18 protein-coding genes are annotated in these 17521 nt (G+C 69.1%); 12 read left to right on the top strand and 6 right to left on the bottom strand.

Annotation, left to right across the window (positions count from 1 at the left end):
• Positions 1–23 precede the first annotated feature (23 nt).
• Positions 24–740 carry an SDR family oxidoreductase gene (locus NM203_RS12660; protein WP_255060430.1) on the bottom strand — a complete coding sequence of 239 codons (717 nt, stop codon included), beginning with the start codon at positions 738–740 and terminating at the stop codon, positions 24–26.
• Between the two features lie 87 nt (positions 741–827).
• Here NM203_RS12660 and NM203_RS12655 point away from each other — a divergent pair, with 87 nt between their 5' ends.
• The 12 genes from NM203_RS12655 to NM203_RS12600 all read left to right on the top strand — a co-directional run bounded on the left by NM203_RS12655 (position 828) and on the right by NM203_RS12600 (position 12258).
• Positions 828–3146: a CaiB/BaiF CoA-transferase family protein gene (locus NM203_RS12655; protein WP_255060269.1), complete on the top strand. Its 2319-nt coding sequence runs from the start codon at positions 828–830 to the stop codon at positions 3144–3146.
• Positions 3147–3228: 82 nt separating this feature from the next.
• The gene (locus tag NM203_RS12650) at positions 3229–3780 is read left to right on the top strand and encodes a TetR/AcrR family transcriptional regulator (RefSeq protein ID WP_255060268.1); all 552 of its coding nucleotides are present in this window, start codon (positions 3229–3231) and stop codon (positions 3778–3780) included.
• Positions 3773–5014, top strand: a complete 1242-nt coding sequence (locus tag NM203_RS12645) for a cytochrome P450 (RefSeq protein ID WP_255060267.1) — start codon at positions 3773–3775, stop codon at positions 5012–5014. Before NM203_RS12650 ends, NM203_RS12645 begins: the two co-directional genes overlap by 8 nt.
• Complete coding sequence (locus tag NM203_RS12640) at positions 5007–6044, top strand: dihydrodipicolinate reductase (RefSeq protein WP_255060266.1); 1038 nt, start codon at positions 5007–5009, stop codon at positions 6042–6044. The genes NM203_RS12645 and NM203_RS12640 overlap by 8 nt, the downstream gene beginning before the upstream one ends.
• 50 nt (positions 6045–6094) lie before the next feature.
• Entirely contained in the window at positions 6095–7210 is a 1116-nt protein-coding gene (locus tag NM203_RS12635; protein ID WP_255060265.1) for an aromatic ring-hydroxylating oxygenase subunit alpha, read from the top strand.
• An 87-nt stretch (positions 7211–7297) separates the two neighbouring features.
• Positions 7298–7690 carry a nuclear transport factor 2 family protein gene (locus NM203_RS12630; protein ID WP_255060264.1) on the top strand — a complete coding sequence of 131 codons (393 nt, stop codon included), beginning with the start codon at positions 7298–7300 and terminating at the stop codon, positions 7688–7690.
• Between the two features lie 20 nt (positions 7691–7710).
• Positions 7711–8217 (top strand): FAS1-like dehydratase domain-containing protein, encoded by a 507-nt coding sequence (locus tag NM203_RS12625; protein ID WP_255060429.1) that lies wholly within the window; start codon positions 7711–7713, stop codon positions 8215–8217.
• A gap of 5 nt (positions 8218–8222) precedes the next feature.
• A complete protein-coding gene (locus NM203_RS12620) occupies positions 8223–8651 on the top strand; it encodes a MaoC/PaaZ C-terminal domain-containing protein (RefSeq protein WP_255060428.1) in 429 nt (142 codons plus the stop codon).
• Positions 8648–10099, top strand: a complete 1452-nt coding sequence (locus NM203_RS12615; protein ID WP_255060263.1) for a flavin-containing monooxygenase — start codon at positions 8648–8650, stop codon at positions 10097–10099. The genes NM203_RS12620 and NM203_RS12615 overlap by 4 nt, the downstream gene beginning before the upstream one ends.
• Before the next feature lie 14 nt (positions 10100–10113).
• Positions 10114–10557 (top strand): VOC family protein, encoded by a 444-nt coding sequence (locus NM203_RS12610; RefSeq protein ID WP_255060262.1) that lies wholly within the window; start codon positions 10114–10116, stop codon positions 10555–10557.
• Positions 10554–11288 carry an SDR family NAD(P)-dependent oxidoreductase gene (locus tag NM203_RS12605; protein WP_255060261.1) on the top strand — a complete coding sequence of 245 codons (735 nt, stop codon included), beginning with the start codon at positions 10554–10556 and terminating at the stop codon, positions 11286–11288. The genes NM203_RS12610 and NM203_RS12605 overlap by 4 nt, the downstream gene beginning before the upstream one ends.
• Positions 11289–11337: 49 nt before the next feature.
• On the top strand, positions 11338–12258 hold the full coding sequence (locus NM203_RS12600) for an LLM class F420-dependent oxidoreductase (RefSeq protein WP_255060260.1): 921 nt from the start codon (positions 11338–11340) through the stop codon (positions 12256–12258).
• Here NM203_RS12600 and NM203_RS12595 read toward each other — a convergent pair.
• Genes NM203_RS12595 through NM203_RS12575 form a run of 5 tightly spaced genes read right to left on the bottom strand, consistent with a single transcriptional unit; the run spans position 12242 to position 17432 of the window.
• Complete coding sequence (locus NM203_RS12595) at positions 12242–12649, bottom strand: GlcG/HbpS family heme-binding protein (protein WP_255060259.1); 408 nt, start codon at positions 12647–12649, stop codon at positions 12242–12244. The genes NM203_RS12600 and NM203_RS12595 overlap by 17 nt on opposite strands.
• A gap of 4 nt (positions 12650–12653) precedes the next feature.
• Positions 12654–13172: an Rv2253/PknI dimerization domain-containing protein gene (locus tag NM203_RS12590; protein WP_255060258.1), complete on the bottom strand. Its 519-nt coding sequence runs from the start codon at positions 13170–13172 to the stop codon at positions 12654–12656.
• Positions 13173–13192: 20 nt separating this feature from the next.
• Positions 13193–14068 (bottom strand): amidohydrolase family protein, encoded by an 876-nt coding sequence (locus tag NM203_RS12585; protein WP_255060257.1) that lies wholly within the window; start codon positions 14066–14068, stop codon positions 13193–13195.
• Positions 14065–15621: an SDR family NAD(P)-dependent oxidoreductase gene (locus tag NM203_RS12580; protein WP_255060256.1), complete on the bottom strand. Its 1557-nt coding sequence runs from the start codon at positions 15619–15621 to the stop codon at positions 14065–14067. The genes NM203_RS12585 and NM203_RS12580 overlap by 4 nt, the downstream gene beginning before the upstream one ends.
• On the bottom strand, positions 15618–17432 hold the full coding sequence (locus NM203_RS12575; protein WP_255060255.1) for a flavin-containing monooxygenase: 1815 nt from the start codon (positions 17430–17432) through the stop codon (positions 15618–15620). The genes NM203_RS12580 and NM203_RS12575 overlap by 4 nt, the downstream gene beginning before the upstream one ends.
• Positions 17433–17521 lie beyond the last annotated feature (89 nt).

The following is a 17521-nucleotide window of genomic DNA, read 5'->3' as shown; positions in this document are numbered from 1 at the left end:
CTTTACGGTAGCCGATGCGGTGGTCAGGACGGGCGGCTGCGCCGGGTCACTTCGTCGGGGACCACCGGCGGTCTGGACGACGGCCCTCGTCTCACCGCGGCGAGTTGGATCTCGGGGAGGTCCACCGACGGGTGCACGGTGTCCAGCCACGCCACCGACTCGGCGACGTCTTCGGCTCGGATGGCGTACATCTCGAACGGCACGTCCTGCAGCATCTCCGTTTCCACCGGGCCCGGGGTGACGAGGTGGACGTTGATGCCGTCCCGGTCGACCTCGAGGGCCAGGGCACGGGCGAAGGCGTTCATGCCGGCCTTGGACGCGGAGTACGCGGTCCTGCCCGGCATCGGTTCGTGGGCGGCTGACGACGAGATGAACACGAACCTCGATCCCGGAACCATCAGGGGCAGCGCGGCGTGGGTGACCACGAAGCACGAGTCGAGATTGGCGGAGATCGTCGTGCGCCACTGGGCGAAGGTCTGCTTGCGGGCGTACGTGCCGTCGAGCACGCCCGCGGCGTGAACGACCAGATCCACGCGATCGAACTGTGCGAGTGCGGCCGAGAAGCTGTCCGGATCGGCAGCGTCGGCGACGAGGTAGCGCGCCCCCAGTTCGTCGGCGCACGCACGCAGCGGCGCTTCCCGCCTGGCCGTCAGGACGACGTCGTAACCACGCCCGACGAGCGTGCGGGCACAGGCTTTGCCGATGCCGCCGCTGCCACCGGTGATGATCGCGTTTCTCACCACTGCGCGTCCTTCCGTCTATCGTCGCTATTTTAACAGTGTTCGAATTGAGGCCTCGGGCGTATCGGCGTTGTTAGCATTGCGGCGATGACGGGTCCGACGCCGCGCACGCCCCTGACCGATGTCCGGGTGCTCGAGATCAGCGATCGAATCGCTGGTTCCTACTGCGGCAAGCTGTTCCGCGATGCCGGAGCCACCGTGGTCAAAGTCGAACCCGCGACGGGCGATCCGCTGCGTCGGTACTCCGCGACGCGGTCGGCGATACCGCAGGGCACCGACGGCCCGCTCTTCGACTATCTCAACGCGGGAAAACGCAGCGTCGTCGGCGATCTCGGCGACTCGGTGGTCGCGGCCTTGATCGAGGGTGCGGACGTCGTGATCCTGACGGCGGGTCGGGCCGACGCCGAACGTGCGGGTGTGGCCGCCGACAGCCGCCGGGCGTTTCTCACCATCTCCGACTTCGGCTGGACGGGTCCGTGGGCCGACCGTCCCGCCACCGAGTTCACCCTTCAGGGCGCCTGCGGTGCGACCGGGTTCCGCGGACTGCCGGACGGGCCGCCCATCTCCGTCGGCGGTGACGTCGGGGAGTACGTCGGAGGCGCGATGGCCGCGTTCGCGGCGCTGGCGGTGACGCGGCGGATGCGGGCGGGCGGGCCGGGGGAGCATCTCGACATGGCCCTGCTGGAGGCGATGACGCTGTCCATGCAGAGTTCGGAATGGCTGCACACCCACCTGCTGCAGGTCGGACCCATCACGCGCTCCGTCGAGGTGCCGTCCATCGTGGCGGCGAAGGACGGCTTCGTGGGGATGACGTTCATCACCGGCCAGCAGTGGCACGACTTCGCCGCGATGGTGGAATGCCCTGAGCTGAGCGAACATCCGGAGTTCACCTTCCAGCTGGGACGCTGGGGACACCGCGACCGGATCCTCGAGCTGATCGGGCCGTGGATGCGCGAGCACACCGTCGCCGAGATCGTCGAACTCGGGGAGTTGTTCCGGTTGCCGATGGCGGCGATCGGCACCGGTGCGACCGTCACCGAGCAGGACCACTTCGTCGCCCGCGGGGTGTTCGGGCCGAATGCGTCTGGGCTGCTGGCGCCCCGCCCGCCGTGGCGGATGACGGGCACCGCACCCGCCCCGATGGCGCCCGCACCGTCCGTCGGTGAGGCGGGCACGGGCCCGGACTGGTCACCGCGTGCGGCGTCCACCGAGGGAGCGCCGGAGCTCCCCCTGGCCGGCGTGAGAGTCGTTGATCTGACCGCATTCTGGGCGGGCCCGGCGGCGACGCACCTGTTGGCGGCCTTCGGTGCCGACGTGGTCAAGATCGAGTCGATTCAGCGTCCCGACGGCATCCGCTACTCGGGCGCGATGCGCACCGACGTCGACGACTGGTGGGAGTACGGCTGGGTCTTCCAGGCGGTGAACACCAACAAGCGGTCGGTCACGTTGAACCTCGACTCACCGGACGGGGTGCGGTTGTTCAGGCACCTGGTGGCCGGCGCCGACGCGGTGATCGAGAACTTCTCGCCGCGGGTGATGGAGCAGTTCGGACTCGGTGCCGATGCGCTACTCGAGGTGAATCCGAGGCTCGTCGTCATGCGGATGCCGGCGTTCGGATTGGACGGTCCGTGGCGCGACCGCGTCGGCTTCGCGCCGACCATGGAGCAGATCGCCGGGATGGCCTGGCTGACAGGACTTCCCGATGGTCCGCCGATACCACCGCGCGGGGTGTGCGATCCGCTGGCCGGATCGCACGCCGCGTTCGCCATGGTCGCGGCGCTCGACCTCGTCGCACGCACCGGGACGGGGCGACTCGTCGAGATGCCGATGATCGAATCGGTGCTGAACGTGACCGCGGTGCAGGCGCTGGAGGCACAGGCGTTCGGCGTGGTGGCACAGCGCGAGGGCAATCGCGGGCACGGCCCGGCCACGCAGAACGTGTACCGCTGTGCCGGCGAGGACGACTGGGTCGCCGTCGCGATGCGGGACGACGCCGAGCGAACGACGATGGCGGGGCTGATGGGGGCGTCGGGCGCCGAACTCGTCGACGACGACCTGGCGGCCTGGTTCGTCGACCGCGATGCCGACGACGCGGTCGAGGTCCTCGTACGCGCGGGAATCCCTGCGGCGCGGGTCATCTCACCGTCGGACGTCATTCGTAATCCACACCTGATCGACCGCGGTTACTTCGAGTCGCTGGTGCATCCCAGCACCGGACCGTGCGTGTACCCCCGGCCGCCGTTCGCGCCGATCGCCGCCACCGACGGTCGTTGGCTGCGCACACCGGCGCCGACTCTCGGCCAGCACACCGCCGACGTGCTCGGCGACCTGTGCGGTGTCACCGCCGACGAACTGGCCGCGCTCGCCGCGGCTGGCGTCGTCGGCACTCGCCCGAAGGGGCTGTAGGGCTTCTGCACCCTTGACGCGACGCCGCGATGTGCGGCAATCTGAACGCTGTTCCAATTAGAACGACGTTCGAAAGGTGACTATGGCCGGTCGCTCGGCGCGGGCCCTCGGGTACGGAATGCTGGACCGCGATCACCTGACCAAGCACCTTCTCCAGCTGGCCCAGCGCGTGGGCGTGGAGAAGGTCACGATGCGCGCACTGGCCCTCGAAGCGGGCACGTCGGCGTCGTCCGTCTACTACCACGTGGCGGGCAAGGACGAACTGCTCGACCTGCTCATCGAAGCCGTCGTGAACAGCATCGAGGTGCCCACCCGCGGTGACTGGGAAGCCCGGCTGGTGACCCTCTACCTGAACGCGTGGCGCGCGCTGGTCTCGGTGCGCGGTGTGGCAGCGCTACTCCAACAGCGCCCGCACACGGCGGCCGCGGCCAACATGGACCGCTCGACCCGATCGATCCTGAGCGAAGCGGCTCTGCCGAAGCGCGAGTTCGCGGCCGCGTACGCGCTGCTTTACGTACACCTGCTGGGCTCGGTGGAACTCGAACACCACCGAGCCGAACCCGGCACCCGGCGCGCTGAAACCGTTTTCCGCGACGGCTTGCGCATCATCCTGAACGGAGTCCGGCATGCCTGATACCGCGGTCACCCCGAGCGGATACGACGACGCCGCGTGGAGACTGTTCGAGACGTTCAACACGCTGGTCGGCTTCGGCCAGCCGGCCCCATACGTGACCTATCACGATCTGCGGTCCGAGTCCCCGGTCCACGCCGGATTGCCACACCTGGGGATGCCTGGGAACTCCGCCGACACCCCGCCCGTCTTCAGCGTGTACTCCTACGACGCCGCGGTACAGGCACTACTCGACACCGGGACGTTCAGCAGTGCGGCCTATCACGACATGATCGGGAAGGTCATGGGTCGCTCGGTCATCGAGATGGACCCGCCCGAACACCGCGAGTACCGGGCCCTGCTGCAGCAGCCCCTCGGCCCGAAGACGATGGCGGGCTGGAAATCCCGCTTCGTGTCGCCGCTGCTCTCCGAGATGACGGCGGATCTGCGACCGGAGGGCCGCGCCGACCTGGTCAGCGGCTTCCTCTTCGCCTTCCCGATGCGCACCTTCGCGGCGATTCTCGGACTGCCCGCCGCGCAGTATCCGGCATTCCATTACACCGCAATCGAACTGGTCACACTGTCCTACGACCTGGACAGGGGCCGCGCCAGCGCCGCCACGCTCGCCGAGATGTTCGGCTCCGTCCTCGCCGAGCGTCGCGCCGAGCCTCTCGACGACTTGATCTCGGTGCTCGCGCACGCCGAGCACGGCGGTCAGCGGCTCGCCGACGAGGAGATCCACTCGTTTCTGCGCCTGCTCCTGCCCGCGGGAGCGGAGACCACCTACAGGTCGTCGTCCTCGCTTCTGGCGGCCCTGCTGTCGGACCCCGACCAGCTGGCGGCGGTGCGCGACGATCCCGCGGCGCTGACGGCCGCGGTGAACGAAGCCGCCCGCTGGGAGACCCCGCTGCAGTTCGTCCCGCGACTGGTCACCCACGACACCGAACTCGGCGGAGTGCGCATCCCCGCGGGCGCCACCGTCATGGTGGTGCTCGGCGCGGCCAACCACGATCCGGCGCGCTGGGAGGATCCCGACCGCTTCGATCTTCGCCGGCCCTACAGGTCGGCGCTGGCCTTCGGGCACGGCGTGCACATGTGTCTGGGGATGCACCTGTCGAAGATGGAGACGGAGGAACTCGTCCGCGCACTGCTGACCTCGCTACCGGGCCTGCGGCTGGATCCCGACCACCCCCGGCCGGAGATCGAGGGCACGCTCATGCGTTCCCCTGCGAGCCTGAAGGTGGTGTGGGATGTCTGAACGGCCGATCCGAGTGGTTCAGTGGACCAGTGGCATCGTCGGCACGAGCGCGGTACGCGCCGTGCTCGACGACCCCCGCCTCGAACTGGTCGGCCTCTACACGCACAGCGCGGACAAGCGGGGACTCGACGCGGGGACGCTCGCGGGCCGCGATCCGGTCGGCGTGGCCGCCACCGACGACGTCGACGCCGTGCTGTCGACACGTCCGGATTGCATTGTGTACATGCCGCATTGGCCCGACATCGGCGAACTCGAGCGGATTCTCGGCAGCGGCGTCAACGTCGTCACGACCGCCCGCCTGGTCAACGGCGAGTACTACCCGGACGACGCCGGATCGCGGTTGGCGGCCGCGGCTCGGGCGGGCGGTGCCACGCTCGTCGGCACCGGAATGAACCCGATGCACGTGCCCACCGTGGCGTTGGCGGCCACTGCGATGTGCCGTCACGTGAGCCGGATCAGCATCACGGAGTCGATGGACTGCTTCGGGTACGGCAACACCGCCACGTGGACGGGCTACGGCTTCGGCGGCCCGCCCGATTCCGCCGACATCAAGGCCAAACTCCTTGCGGCCGAACCGGACTACGCCGAGACGGTGTCCGCGATGGCGCGCGCGATAGGCAAGGAGATCGACGATGTCGGCCTCACCGTCGAGTGTGCCGTCGCCCTCGCCGATCGAGACCTCGGTTTCATCCGGATCGCGGAGGGCACGGTGGCCGGCGTCGACGCCACGTGGACGGGTTCGCGTGCAGGCGCTCCCGTCGCCGAGCTGCGGACGACGTGGACGTTGGGTTCCGTGCTGGGCCACCGCCAGGATCCCGAATGGCGGCTGGCCTTCGGATACCTCGTCGAGATCACGGGGGACCCGAACGTGAAGCTCACGATGTCCTTCGCGCCAGCGGATTACGAGACGTTCGACATCGGCACGACGACGGCGATGCCCGCCGTCAACGCGATCCCGGCCGTTGTCGCGGCCCCCGCGGGCGTCCTCACGCCGCTGGATCTGCCGCTCGTCACCGCACGGCGCCGTTGACCCTGATTGCCTTTTTTAGTGATAATAAGAATCCAGCCTGAGGAGGTGACGTGACCGACACCGTGCTCAACCCGACAGTCGACCCGTCCGAGCGGGAGTTCGGTCCCACCGGCATCGCGCTCTCGAAGTACCGCTTTCCGACCGGCTGGTTCATCGTCGGATTCGCATCGGAGCTCGCTGCGGGCCAGGTCAAGCGCATGCACTACTTCGGTGAGGAACTGGTGATGTTCCGCACCGCGTCCGGCACGGTGAACGTGCTCGACGCCTACTGCCTCCATCTGGGCGCCAACATGGCGGTGGGCGGCACCGTCGACGGAGAGCACATCGTGTGCCCGTGGCACGGCTGGCACTGGGACGGCGAGGGCAACAACACGCTCATTCCGTACAGCAGGATCGGGTGCAAGCAGAACGTCCACGTGCAGTCCTACCCGTGCCGGGAGTGGTACGGCTTCATCCTGGTGTGGCACGAACGGCACCGCCGGGCACCGTACTGGGAGCCTCCGGTGCTGGCCGACCTCGACGACGCCGACCGCTATCCACTGCACCCGCACACCCGGATGGTCAATCGGGTCAAGGTGCACGCCCAGATGATCATCGAGAACGCGGCCGATCCGTACCACGTGCAGTTCGTCCACAAAGCGGACAGCGCGGCGACCACGACGTCGTTCGAGGTGGACGGCTACCACCTGCACGCGACCGTGACGGCGAACTTCGGCGGCGGCCGGGCCGCCACGTGGCTGACCCCGGACGGCCCGGTCGACGCGAACATCGTGTACGACAACTACTCCCTGGGCCTCGGCGTCGTCCGGTTCCCCTCCGAACTCGTCGACACCGTTCAGGTCACCGGACAGACTCCTGTCGACGAGGAGTACACCGACTACTTCTACACCCAGGCCTCGACTCGCGACGCCGGTGACACCGGCGACATTCCGCAGGGGCGAGCGGCGAAATTCCTTGCACTACAACAGGAAGTCATCAAGCAGGACTTCTTCACGTGGGAGAACATGAAGTATCTGGAGAAGCCGAACCTGGCGCCCGAGGAGGCACGCGACTACGCCGCGCTGCGCCGCTGGGCGCACCGCTTCTACCCCGGCGAGCAGCCGGCGCCCGACGACTTCGGCTACCTGCCCGACGGGCAACCGGACCCCGCCGCAGCGGACGCGTGATGTCCGACGGCGGAGCGTGCGCCGTAGTCGGGATTCCAGGGATCGCGAGGCCCCGGGCCACGTGGTGAGACGGTAGAGGGAGAACTCATGTCGTTCGGCTATCAGCAGGAGCGCGTTCTGGCCGGTGTGGAGGCCAGGGCCGCCATCCTGAACCTCAACGCGCGGCACAACCGGCTGTTCTCCGCGGGGGACCGGGCCCAGTGGATCGCCACGTTCAAGCACACCGGCGCGACGCTGACAATCGGCGCCCAGACACACAGCAGGATCTGGGACGCGTTCGACGGCGGTTCGGGACGGCTCGTCACGGTCGACCACGAGATCGACGTCGACGGGGTGAACGCCACGCAGCACTGCGTGGCCATCCGCTTCGACTCCGCCGGGACCGTCGTGGCGACCGGTACCTACACCGACGTCCTCATCTACGAACGCGGCGGCTGGTACTACTCCGGTCGCATCCTGACGTGGGACACCGCGGCGTGACAGCGCCGGTGAGCTACCCGATGGCGTTCGGCACCTACGATGACGCACTCGCGATGGTCGGGCTTCGCGGTGAGCCGCGCGTGGCGGGCACGGCGGTGAGCGCCGCCCGGATCCAGCACTTCGCGGCCACCGTGCGCGACCCGAATCCGGCCTACTGGGACGTCGATTTCGCGCAGCGGACGTGGGGCGCACTGCTCGCGCCGCCCGCCATGCTGATGGGGTGGCTGATCCCGCCGCCGTGGGATCCGTCGGGAGAGCGCCCGCAGCCGTCGATCGCGATCCGAATCCCGCTGCCGGGAACCAGTTTCGTCAACGCCGCCAACGACGTCGAACTGCTCGACCCGATCCGGGAGGGGGATCGGCTGACCGTGGTCGAGGAGGTCGTGTCGGTGTCCGCGGAGAAGCGCACCCGGCTCGGAGCGGGGCACTTCGTCGAGACCCTCGAGACGTACTACCGCGATAACGGGGCGCCGGTGGCACGCAACCGCAACACGCTGTTCCGCTTCACGCCGGAGGACCACACGTGACGGGGATGGACTGGGCGGCGATCGGCACTTTCGGCGACCTGCCCGACGTGGTGGACGATCCCGTCACCTACGAGCGCGTCATCATGAATCCCGGCGCGACGTGGGACTACTTCCCCGGCCATTTCGACCCCGAATACGCACGCGCACAGGGTCAGCCGACGATCTACCTCAACACCATGCATCTGGCGGGATTCGTTGACCGCGCCGCGACGCAGTGGGCGGGCCCGCTGAGCCGGGTCGTGCGCCGATCGATGGCGCTCGCCGGTTCGGTGTACGCGGGCGACACGATGACGGCGCGCAGGCGCATCACGGGCAAGCGACGCGACGGCGAGCGCTGGCTCGTCGACCTGCACGTCGACGTTCTCAACCAGCGCGGGGAACTCTGTGTCCCCGCCGATGTCACGCTCGACGTGAGTAAGGCGGTGCAGGAGTGAGCAAGCCGACCGTCGCCGTTATCGGCGCGGGCCCCGGCGGTATCGCCATGGGAATCCAATTGGCCGCGGGGGGATTCGACTTCACCGTGTTCGAACGGGGTGCCGGGTTCGGCGGGACGTGGCGCAACAACACCTATCCCGGCGCCGCCTGTGACGTGCCGTCGCACTTCTACTCGTACTCGTTCGCGCTGAACCCGCGCTGGAGTAGGACCTACGCCGATCAGCCGGAGATCCTGGCCTACCTGGAGCAGGTCGCCGTCGAACGCGGGCTGGCCGAGCATCTCGTCGCCGACACCAGGGTGACCGAGCTGCGCTGGTCCGATCAGACGCACCGCTGGACCGTCACCACCGCCGCCGGGGTGCGGCAGGAGTTCGACGTCGTTGTGAGCGCGGTGGGGATGCTGGACGTCCCGACGATCCCCGACTTCCCCGGCGCCGACCGCTTCCGGGGCCGGACCTTCCACACGTCGCAGTGGGACCACGCCACCTCCACCGCGGGGCAACGGGTGGCGTCGATCGGCACCGGCGCCAGCGCCATTCAGTACGTTCCTGCGATCGCCGCCGACACCGCGCACCTCACCGTCTTCCAGCGCACCCCCACCTGGGTGGGGCCGCGCTTCGAGGAGGTGTTCACCGACGAGCAGCTCGAGCTGTTCGAGCGAGAGCCCGACGCGGCTCTCAAGCTGCGGGACAAGGCGTTCCAGGATTACGAACTCGCGGATTTCGATGTCGAGTCGGACATCACCCGCTATCTGACCAAGATCTCCAAGGGCTATCTCTACGCCGAGATCGCCGACCCCGACCTGCGCACGCGTCTGCTTCCCGACCATCCGGTGGGCTGCAAGCGGCCGCTCTCGTCCACCGGGTGGTTCGCGGCGCTCGCACTGCCGCACGTGCACGTCGAAACCTCGCCGATCGTCGAGTTCACCGAGCGCGGTCTACGCACCGCCGACGGCGCCGAACACGAGGTCGACACCGTCATCTACGGCACGGGATTCGCGGCCAGCGACTACCTGAGCACCCTCGAGGTGACGGGCCGGGGCGGACGCAGGCTGCACGACGACTGGGCCGACGGCGCCGAGGCCTATCTCGGGACGGCGGTGCCCGGCTACCCGAATCTGTTCACCCTCTACGGACCGAACACCAACGGCGTCACGTCGATCATCTACATCCTCGAGGCGCAGACCGAGTTCGTCCGGCGGATGCTCGACGACATGGTCGACCGCGGTGCGGCGGCTGTCGAGGTGGGTCGGTCGGTGACCGACGCGTTCAACGCCGAGATTCAGCGGGCGATGGCGGACACGGTGTGGATGAGCAACTGCAACAACTACTTCCGGCACGCCAGTGGCAAGAACGTCACGCAGTTCCCGTATCGCGGGACGGCGTTCGCCGAGCGGCTCGCCGCCGTGTCACCCGACGACTTCCTCTGGACACCTCCCACCCACTGACGCGAGGAGCGCACATGCCCGGAATCCACCACACCGCGATCGTCACCGCGGACGTCGATCGCTCACGCCGGTTCTGGTGCGAGGGGTTGGGTTTGACCGAGCTCATGGACCACACGTTCCGCGGCGATTGGCCGACCCTGTTCGGGGCGCCGACCGACCGACTCAGATCGGTGTTCCTCGGCGACCCCGGTACACCCGACACCGGGATCGTCGAACTGGTGGTGTTCGACGCCGCCGACCCCGCACCGCCTCCCGCGCAGGCGCCGCGGCACGGGTTCTTCCTGGTGTCGCTCGAACGCGAGGTGGAGTCCACGCTGGCCACGTTGGCCGCGCTCGGGTTCTCCGACGGGGTGCAACGCATCTCGATGCCCGCTCCCGGCGACAAGTCGGTCGCCATGGCGGTGGTCACCGCCCCGGACGGCGTGCTGGTCGAGTTGATCGGGGCGCCTGCGCTGTGAGCGCCGTGGTGACGGGCGGCGCGTCCGGGATCGGGGCGGCCGCGGCGGCCCGGCTGCGGGAAGCCGGTCACTCCGTAGTGGTGTGGGACATCAGGGACGGCGATATCGATTGCGACATCAGCGATCCCGACTCACTGGCTGCAGCGCTGGACCGCACGGTGACCGACCACGGCGTGCCGGATCGGCTCGTCGCGTGTGCGGGCGTGGGTGCGTCCGGGCTGCTGCTGGACCAGTCGGTCGAGGACTGGCGCAGGGTGCTCGACGTCAACCTCACCGGCACCTGGCTCACGCTGCGCACGGTCGCGGCGGCGATGATCGCGCACGGTACGCCGGGTTCCATGGTCGCCGTGTCGAGCATCAGCGGCACGGTCTCCGACAGGGACATGGGCGCGTACTGCGTCTCCAAGGCCGGCATCGACATGCTGGTGCGGATCGCCGCTTCCGAATGGGGTCCGCACGGCATCCGGGTCAACGCCGTCGGGCCTGGCGTGACCCGCACGCCGATGCTGGCGAAGCCCGAGGCGCTGCCGGGTTGGGTCGACGGTCTGACAGAGCGCACGCCGCTGGGCCGCCTGGGGGAGGCGGACGACGTCGCCGAGGCCATCGTGGGGGTGCTCGAACTGTCCTGGGTGACCGGCCAGACCGTGTTCGCGGACGGCGGCCTCGCCCTGCAGAGCCCCATCGACGCCTACGGGCAGGTCCAGCGGCTGACCGCCCGACCACTGACGTGAGGCGAATCAGGGTCTTCAGTTACGAGAACATCATTGGCAAGATGAGAGAATGAAGTTCACCATCACCTATCCGATGCACAGCCATCCGTACCATCCGGACTTCGCATCGGGTGCCGGTGTCGCCACGCTCGCGGCGGCGTGCGAGAAGGCGGGATTCGACGGATTCGGCTTCACCGACCATCCCGCGCCGACGCAACGCTGGCTCGACGCAGGCGGACACGACTCGCTGGATCCCTTCGTCGCGATGGGGTTCGCCGCCGCGCACACGTCGACCCTGCGTCTGATCCCGAACATCGTCGTCCTGCCGTACCGCAATCCGTTCGTGGTCGCGAAGGCCGGCGCCACGGTCGACCGACTGTCCGACGGCCGTTTCACGCTCGCGGTCGGGGTCGGGTACCTGCGCAAGGAGTTCACCGCCGTCGGGGTCGACTACGAGCAGCGCGCCGCTCTGTTCGACGAGTCGCTCAAGGTGATCGACGCCATCTGGACGGGTGACGACATCTCCTACGAGGGAGGCGATTTCACCGCCATCGGCATCACCGCCCATCCGCGGCCGGTCAGCACGCCGCGACCGCCCATCTGGATCGGCGGCAACACGGGTGCGGCCCGTCAGCGTGTCGTCGACCGCGCCGAGGGGTGGTGCCCGTTCGCCGCGCCGAAGGCACTCGCGCAGACCGCGAAGACCGCCGCGCTGGATTCGGTGGAGGCCCTCGGGGTCGCGATAGACGATCTGCACAGGCGCTGTGACGCCGCGGGCCGCGACGCCGGCGCACTCGACATCGCCTTCACCAATTTCGAAGGGGGACATCCCGGTTCGCCCGACTTCAACGCCTCCGCACACATCGAGGGGCTGCAGGCGCTCGAGAAACTCGGGGTCACGTGGGTGCACGTCCACCTGCCCGGCGACAGCATCGCGCACGCGCTCGAGGCCATCGACCAGTTCCGCGCCGAGGTCATCGAGGCCGGGTAAGGGCGGCGATCCCCGCCTCGGCGCACGCGACGTCGTCGGCCACCGCTGCACCGCTCACGCCGATGGCGGCCACGGCCACGCCGTCGTCGAGCACGGGTATCCCGCCGCCGAAGATCACGAAGCGGCCGTTGCCGTTGGCGTGCAGTCCGAAGAGCTCCCCGCCGGGCGCGGCGAGGCCGGCGAGTTCGCTCGTGGCAATGGTGTTGGACACGGCGGTGTAGGCCTTGTCGATCGCGAGGGTCGGACCGGCGATCTCCGCGCCGTCCATCCGGCCGAAGGCGATCAGATGGCCGCCGGCGTCTACCACGGCCGCGGACACGCGCACCGACCGTCGAGCGGCTTCCGAGTGCGCGGCGGCGATCATCCGCTGCGCGACGTCGTACGTGATCACCCGGTCAGCTTATTCGGGTCAGCTTCACCGGCAGGTTGAGCACCAGCGAGGTGTTGCGGCCGCAGTTGCCGCTCTCGCCCGTGGTGACGTCCTCGCCGACCAGAACCCCTGGGGTTGCCGACCCGTCGGGATTGCTGCTCGTCTCGGGGTGGAACCTGAACACCTGCAGACCGGGGGCGGTGGTGCCGTCGGGGCAGGGGATCCAGTTCGGCACGGCGTGCCGGACGTACCAGTTCTTGCCGGTCGTGGTGTAGATGTCCTCGGTCCAGCCGAGGCTGCTGGTGACCGTGCCCGCGCAGGTGATCGGGGTCGAGCACGTCGTCGAGATCGTCCACTCGCTGAAGACCGACGGCTTGTCCTGGTACCGCTCGTTCATCTTGGCCCATTCGCCGTTGGACACAACGGAATACGTGCCGTTGAGCGCGTAATCGGAATTGTCGGCGACGGCCTGCGGTGCGCTCGCGACGGCGATCGCCGAGACGGCGAGTGCCGTCGCCGAGACGATCACCGCGCTGCTGACCATGCGCGACCCTAACACCGGCATCAACATCGGTAGACGCGTTCGGCATTCGCGGCGAAGAGCTTGTCCCGCGCGTCGTCGTCGAGGCCGGCGGTGACCGCCGAATACGTCGAGTACAGGGTGTCGAAGCTGCCGTGCATTCCGTCGACGGGGAAGTTGCTCGCGAAGAAGCAGCGGTCGACGCCGAACGCGTCGATGGCGTACTCGAGCCACGGCGCCAGCGTGCCCGCCGCCATCGATCCCAGCGGCATCGCCAGGCCCGACAGCTTGCAGTGCACGTTGTCGCCGAGCGCTGCGAGTGCGTTGACGCCCTCCTGCCACAGCGCCCGCTCCTGCGCGGAGTCGTTGCGCGGCCAGCCGGTGTGCTCGATGACCACGACCAGGTCGTCGTGCTGCTCGAGTCCTCGGGCGGTCGCCACGAGCTGGTCGGGATGTGTCATCACCTCGTAGACGAGCCCGCGGTCGGCGAGGGCGCGAAGGACGTCGGCATCGGGCAGCGCCGCGTCCCCTCCTCCCATCGGGCGGACGCCGCGAAATCGCTTGGCCGCCAACTGCCGGTCGATCGCCGCCACCGCCCCGGCGATCGTGTCCACGGGCGGCAGGCCACCGATGATCGCGTCGGGGTGACCGTCGGCGTCGGCCCTGCGGTCCAGTTCGAGCGTCTCCTCGACTGAGTGCCCGCCGGTCGCGGCGGCGACGTTGACCAGCTTCACCACGTTCCAGCCCGCGCTCTCCGCGCGGTAGGTCGGGACGTCGAAACGGCGCGACATGCCCGACACGTCGCCCATGTTCAGGGACGACTGATCCCTGGACAGGTACGGGTACCAGTCGGTGCGGGCGGGATCCCACAGGTGCACGTGGGCGTCCACGATGCGGGAGGGCTTGGTCTCGTCGGTCACTGCGGTGCCACCACCTCTCGAAGCGTGTCGTCGAACCACGCGGGTACGTCCGGCCCGCCGAAGCTGATGCTGCCGATCGGCCGCGGATGACTGCGCAGCCCGAACCATCCTGCGCCCGTGACCAGTTCAGCGCCTGCGAGATCCGCGGCCGCGGGACTGCACACCAGATGTGCGACGAGTTCGGCGTCGACGTCCGCGGACTCGGCGCTGACCGCGAACGGCAGCACCCGGTCGCCGGTGGCCTTGCGACCCGCCCTGGCCAGCTGCGCGGCCGCCTGCGCCCGGCTGCGACCGCCCGCGGTGTTGGCGTCGGTGACGGTGACGACGCGGACGGCGCGATCGAGATCGGCAGCGGCCCTGATCCATTGAGCGTCGAGGTCGATCCGGTCGACGATACCGTCGTGCTCGGCGAGGATCCGCTCCCAGCCGCCGCTGTTCGATCGGGTGCCGCCGGCGAGCGCAACCACCACCGCGTCGGCGTCGCCGAGTTCGGCGGGTGACTCGACCGTCCGGCACGTGACCCCGCGCGCCCGCAGCGCCGTCGACACGGCCGCCGCGACGTCGGCGCGGTCGGCGGCGACGGCGCAGACGCGCGTGAGGGGAGCGGGCAGGTCGTCGGCGGGGGCCTCGTCGAAGATCGAGCCGAAGCGGGCGTTGCTGCCGCCCCTGCTGACCTGGCCGGCCTGAGCGGGCGCGAGCGCGATCGTGGTCGCCGCCTCGATGAGCGCGGCGGGGGCGGGAACGTCGTCGCGGCGGACGACCTCGATCAGGCGTGGTTCGTCGATCACCGCGACCTCCGAGCCGCCCGCGAACAGCACACGGCCGCGGCAGGCGTCGAAGGTCCCGTCCACCAGATGTGCGCCGAGGGGCCCGAGGTGCTCGGGGGCGGGCATCGACCCCAGCGACAGTCCGCCGGTGGTGGCTCCCTTCGCCGGAACCCCGCCGCCCAGTGCGGCGGCGACCATGCGCGTGGCGGCGATCGGGGACACCGCGTTGACGACGACGCCCGGCGGTGCGTGGCGGCCCAACTGCCACGTCAGCGATGCGACCGCGCGCTTGGCGCAGCCGTACGCACCGGCGTCGGCCGCGCGCCACCCCGATCCCGACGTGACGCCGAGGATGTGTCCGCGGCCGGCGGACGCCATCAGCGGCAGGGCCGCGCCGAGCACGTTGCGGTAGCCGTTGAGGTGCACGTCGAGAACGTTGCGCCAGTCCTCGCGGCTGCCCTTCGCGAAACCGGTGGGCCTGCTGATCCCCGCGACGTTGACGACGGCGTCGAGGGCACCGAACTCCGCGGCGAGGTCGCCGAACAGCGCTCGGACCGCCGCCTCATCGGTGACGGATGTGTTCGACGCCCGCGCGGCACCGCCCGCGGCGACGATGCGGCCTGCGGTCGTGTCGTCCGTCGCGGGTAGTCGCTCGGACCCGTCCACCGACACCATCGGGTCGACGGTGACGACGAAAGCACCTCTGCGCGCGATTGATTCGGCGATCGCGGCACCGATTCCACCGCCACCGCCGGTGACGACGACCACGCGCCGGCGATCGGTCACGCCGTCTCCAACCCGTCGAAATCGCCAGCCGCCAGCCAGTTCTCGAGTAGGTCACGGTAACCGAAGAAGTCGCCGAAACCGCGGCCCCAGTTGGTGTCGCGTGCCTTGATCCCACCGGGGTCGCCCTCGTTGTTCAGGCGCGACGGGGTGCAGGCCGACATCACGGCGCTCGGATCGACGTACGTGTCGACGATCTGCTGAATCCAGTCGGCCTCCGCGGCGGCGCTGACGTCGAACACCGTGATGCCCTGCTTCTCCAGGAGCGCGACCATGCCGCCGATGAACTCGGCGCCGAACACGGCCAACTGGGTGTAGTTGACGGTGACCACCGACTGCTGGCCCGGCGCGGGCATGACGAACATGTTCGGGAAGCCGCGGCTCATCATGCCGAACAGGCTGGCGGCGCCGTCCGCCCACTTCTGCGCCAACGTAAGGCCGTCTCTTCCGACGATCTCGTGTCCCGCCCGGCGCTGCAGCGGGGTGACCTCGGCCTCGAAGCCCGTGCTGTAGACGATGCAGTCGACCTCGTACTGACGACCGGCGGCGATCAAGCCGTGCTCGGTGATCTTCTCGATGCCCGTCGGGCAGTCGACGAGCGTGACGTTCGCACGGTTGAACGCGTCGTAGTACTCGTCGTGGAAGCACGGTCGCTTGCACAGGTAGCGGTAATAGGGCTTGAGGATGGCCGCGACCCCGGGATCGGTGACGAGCTCGTCGATGCGGGCGCGGTGCTCCTCCATGATGCGGTAGTCGAGTTCCTCGGCCCTGAGCATGAACTCGCGCAGGCTCGCGCCCTTGATCCGCGGCGGGTTCTGCACGGCGGCGTAGTGGCGCGTCCAGCCGTCGTCGGTCAGGTCGGCCTCGACCGGCCTGCCCAGCATGATCGACTGGAAGTTGTCCATCCGCGCCTTCTGCCAGCCCGGCGTCAGCGTCTCGGCGAAGGACGGGTCGGTGGGGCGGTTGCCGCGTACGCCGATCGCCGACGGCGTCCGCTGGAAGACGTAGACGTGCTGGGCGGCCTCGGCGAGCGGCGGCAGCGCCTGCAGCCCGCTGGCGCCGGTGCCGATCAGTGCGACGGTCTTGTCGCCGAGTTCGGTGAGCGGCTCGCCGGTCGCACCGCCGGTGTACTCGTAGTCCCACCGCGCGGTGTGGAAGGCCTTCCCCGCGAAGGCGTCCATCCCCGGAATGGCGGGCAGCTTCATCAGGTTGAGGATCCCGACGGCCAGCACGTAGTAGCGGCAGGACAACTCGTCGCCGCGATCGGTGTGCACGGTCCAGCGCCCGGTGTCGTCGTGCCACACCGAACGTGAGACACCGGTGTGGAAGAGCGCGTCGGACACCAGGTCGAAGCGATCCGCGATGGACTGCAGGTGCAGCCGGATCTCCTCGCCGAAGGCATAGCGCCGAGACGGGAGGTAGTCGAGTTCCTCGAGCAGCGGCAGGTACTGATAGGACTCGACGTCGCACATCACGCCGGGGTAGCGGTTCCAGTACCAGGTACCGCCCACCCCGCCCGCGTGATCGACGATCCGGATGCGTTCGATACCCGCCTTGCGCAGGTGCACGCCCGCGAGCAGTCCTGCGATGCCGCCGCCGACGATCACCACGTCGGGGTCGTCGGTGATCGCGTCGCGCTCGGTACGGGGGGTGAAGGGGTCGGCCCGGTATCCGGCGACGCGTTCGTCGTGCGCGAGGTCGCGAATCTCGGCGCGGCCGGGAATCAGACGCCGATCGCGCTCTGCGAGGTACTTGGCGTGCACTTCCTCGGGATCGAAGGTCACGGCACTCCCTTCCGACGGCGTCGTGGTCATGTTACAAAACATAGCGCATCTGTTAACTCCGTCGGAGGGAGTTTCCCGCACTCGCACGGCGGCCGGGCGGGGGCTTGCCTTGATCGTCA

The organism is Mycolicibacterium arenosum (assembly GCF_024320865.1).
Classification (GTDB): Bacteria; Actinomycetota; Actinomycetes; order Mycobacteriales; family Mycobacteriaceae; genus Mycobacterium; species Mycobacterium arenosum.
The sequence above is the reverse complement of the archived record's forward strand: the minus strand, read 5'-3'. Positions and strand labels throughout refer to the sequence as shown.

Excerpts from the sequence above, each read along its gene's own strand:
- NM203_RS12655 (WP_255060269.1), top strand. The coding sequence starts at position 828 with ATGACGGGTCCGACGCCGCGCACGCCCCTGACCGATGTCCGGGTGCTC.
- NM203_RS12650 (WP_255060268.1), top strand. The coding sequence starts at position 3,229 with ATGGCCGGTCGCTCGGCGCGGGCCCTCGGGTACGGAATGCTGGACCGC.
- NM203_RS12645 (WP_255060267.1), top strand. The coding sequence starts at position 3,773 with ATGCCTGATACCGCGGTCACCCCGAGCGGATACGACGACGCCGCGTGG.
- NM203_RS12640 (WP_255060266.1), top strand. The coding sequence starts at position 5,007 with ATGTCTGAACGGCCGATCCGAGTGGTTCAGTGGACCAGTGGCATCGTC.
- NM203_RS12630 (WP_255060264.1), top strand. The coding sequence starts at position 7,298 with ATGTCGTTCGGCTATCAGCAGGAGCGCGTTCTGGCCGGTGTGGAGGCC.
- NM203_RS12625 (WP_255060429.1), top strand. The coding sequence starts at position 7,711 with ATGGCGTTCGGCACCTACGATGACGCACTCGCGATGGTCGGGCTTCGC.
- NM203_RS12620 (WP_255060428.1), top strand. The coding sequence starts at position 8,223 with ATGGACTGGGCGGCGATCGGCACTTTCGGCGACCTGCCCGACGTGGTG.
- NM203_RS12610 (WP_255060262.1), top strand. The coding sequence starts at position 10,114 with ATGCCCGGAATCCACCACACCGCGATCGTCACCGCGGACGTCGATCGC.
- NM203_RS12600 (WP_255060260.1), top strand. The coding sequence starts at position 11,338 with ATGAAGTTCACCATCACCTATCCGATGCACAGCCATCCGTACCATCCG.
- NM203_RS12590 (WP_255060258.1), bottom strand. The coding sequence starts at position 13,172 with ATGGTCAGCAGCGCGGTGATCGTCTCGGCGACGGCACTCGCCGTCTCG.
- NM203_RS12575 (WP_255060255.1), bottom strand. The coding sequence starts at position 17,432 with ATGACCACGACGCCGTCGGAAGGGAGTGCCGTGACCTTCGATCCCGAG.